Raw genomic sequence first — 2969 nt, 5'->3', positions numbered from 1 at the left:
CAAGGAATTCCACATATACCACTATATAAGGCCATCGACTTTAAAGAAGGGGTTTCTGAAGAACAAAAAGGGATTATAGAAGAAGCATTGTTAGAAATGGGCCTATTAGATGCTTTAGTACTTCCATCTAAATACAAAAACCAACTATCTCAATTGAATATAGAAGGTGCCGATAAATTTATCGTTTCTGAACCAAAGCTAATGACGTATAATTTAGACCAATTTTTAAAAGTAGATAAATTGGAACTAGATGGCATCTCTAAAGAAGATGTAAGTGGTGCACTCTTCAGTATTTTAATTGATTCAGGAAATGAAACGTATATCGATGAGAAGGGATTTTATGGCTTAGGAATTTTAGAAGGAAAAGTGTCAAAGTTATATATTCCTAGATATATTGGCACTGCAGCTAGAAGAGCCTATAGGGATAAAAAGATTGGCGAATTAAAAGAAGAATTAGAATCACTTGAAGGCATTATTCAAGAGTATATGGAAAAGCTAGACCTTTTAATTAAAGATTATGATCTTCTCGAGTCTGAATTTCATGGAGTACCAAGTCATATAGATTTAATGACTGCAGTAGAAGAAGTGAAAACTGCAGAATTTAGCTATAAAATGTCTATTGAAGAAGTAAAGATAAAAACAGATAAAGAAAAGGAAAAATATGAAGCCCTAAAAACAGCACGAGAAAGGGTATATGAAAAGACGCATAAACTTCAGTTAAAGCCTAATTTAGAAATCTTTCAAGAAGCTTTTGTCAAATCAAAAGTGTATCGAGATGAGCTGTACGAATTGGAAAAAACCCACAATTCCTTTATTCATTCTCTAGGCTTAATTAGCGTAACACTTGAACAGAAAGATCAAATAGAGGCAGACTTAGATGATTTGCTATATGATATTAACAATCTATCCAATAAAACAGAGAGAGCTTCTATGGTTCTCAATAATTTAAAGGAACAATTAACTTACACAAATTACGAAGAAATCAAAGAAGAAATTAATAGGTGTTTGCAATTATTAGACGAAATTCCAAAAAAACAATTAAAAAAGACAGATGAGCGTGCTAATGAAAAGGCTAACTACAGTAGCGCAACAGAAAAATTAAAAGAGCTAGAGGAGAAAACCCATACACATGAAAAGATAAATAAATACTGTGAAGACGTTTTTATGGAAGAGTATGGTTTGAAGTATGTCATAACGTTTGAAGGAGAAGAAGCACCAATATCCTTGGCAAAAAAGGTTCTTCAAGAGATATCTCAAGAAGAGAAAGATAATCGAGAGAGAGGGTATTATACAAATGCATTGATAGAAAAATTTCATGAAAATGCCTCTTATCTTAGAGATTATTCCGTAAGTCTAGACTACATTTTCGAACCTTATCAAGAAGATGGTTTTTTGAACGGAGTTATACAAAGACAGAGACGCAATATTACGGCTAAAGTTCGTGGAAAAAAGGTAGATTTTTATGAATTAATAGAATTTATGAACGATAGTATTGAAGAAAATGAAAACCTCCTTAGAGAAAGCGATCGGCAATTGTTTGAGGATATTTTAGTAAAAAATATCAGCAAAAAAATAAAATCGAGGATTTTTCACAGTGAAAAATGGGTAGGTCGAATGAACACTCTCATGAAGTCTATGAATACCTCTAGTGGACTGTCTTTCAGCTTGCAGTGGACTAGCAAGAAAGCAGAGACAGAAGAACAGCTTGATACAAAAGAATTGGTCCAATTGCTAAAGCAAGATGCCAATTTGATGCGGGTAGAGGATTTAGATAAGCTTTCAGAACACTTTAGGTCTAAAATTGCCTTGGCCAGAAGAGCTACAGAGGACAATGGTCAAAATATCACTTTTCACAGCATTATGAGAGAAATTTTGGATTATCGTAAGTGGTTTGAGTTTAAACTTTATTTTGTAAAGACGGGTCAGATGAAAAAAGAGCTCACCAATAATGCTTTCTATCAATTTAGTGGTGGTGAAAAGGCAATGGCCATGTATGTACCTTTGTTTTCTGCTGTAAACGCCCGTTACGAAGGTGGACGAAAAGATTGTCCTAGAATCATATCTTTAGATGAGGCCTTTGCTGGAGTAGATGAACAAAATATTCGAGATATGTTTCGATTGTTAAATGAATTAGATTTAGGTTATATTATGAATTCACAAATACTATGGGGAGATTACGATACGGTTCCCTCTCTTTCTATTAGCGAGTTAATTCGCCCAGATAATGCAAATTTTGTAACGGTCCTTCGCTACCATTGGGATGGAAAAGTGAAAGAATTGGTGGTTTAATGGAAAATAGTTTATCGAAAGCTTGTGCAGATTATTTTAAGAATACACCAGGTTTGAGACGCTCTTTAGAGAAAATAAAAGAAAAATATGAATCTTTAGGTCATTTAGGAGGAAGTATTCAATTATTTCATTTGAAGGAAGACGAAAAAGAAGCCCTTTCTGGTTACTTTCAAAAGGACTACTATAAAAAATCTGCACAGATATCGGTTATGTCTTTTGCAAAGGTTTTAAACAACACAAGGTTTGAAGGCGTTGACTTTATTGATGTTTTAGAATGTTATTTTGGAGAGAAACTGCAATCTAAAAAAGAACGTCATCTTCAATACGAAGAGGCTAAAAAAAGTTACTTTGATAAAGTATTAAAGCCCTTTGAAGGAACACTGGCAAATAAATGGTTGAAAGATGCTCTTGAAAATAAAGACAATGCTTATCGCATTATCAGTCAAAAATACGATGAAAATCCATCTCTGTTGGAAAAATATCTACAATACGCATGTGAATGCTTAAATCAATTGCCTTTAGATGATACTAAGATTCGATTAGCTTTATACGCTTCGCGCATTACTAAGGATCCTCATACTTTTGATCGAAACAAAATATGCGGTAAACTCCTCCTTTATGCCATTGCTTATAAATTCAATTGTACTTATCCTGAAAACGCTGAAGAACAAAGTGAATTG

At 33.4% G+C, this 2969-nt stretch carries 2 protein-coding genes; both read left to right on the top strand.

The window, feature by feature from the left end:
• Positions 1-2289: TIGR02680 family protein (locus tag Q7P22_RS05170; protein WP_303861527.1), on the top strand; the 2289-nt coding region annotated here is incomplete at its 5' end.
• The coding region (locus Q7P22_RS05165) for a TIGR02679 domain-containing protein (protein ID WP_303861526.1) at positions 2289-2969 on the top strand (681 nt) is incomplete at its 3' end. The genes Q7P22_RS05170 and Q7P22_RS05165, both read left to right, overlap by 1 nt.

Origin of the sequence: Alkalibaculum bacchi (assembly GCF_937875145.1) — a bacterium.
GTDB lineage: Bacteria > Bacillota > Clostridia > Eubacteriales > Alkalibacteraceae > Alkalibaculum > Alkalibaculum bacchi_A.
Note: the sequence above shows the minus strand (reverse complement) of the source record. Positions and strands in the feature narration are given on the sequence as shown.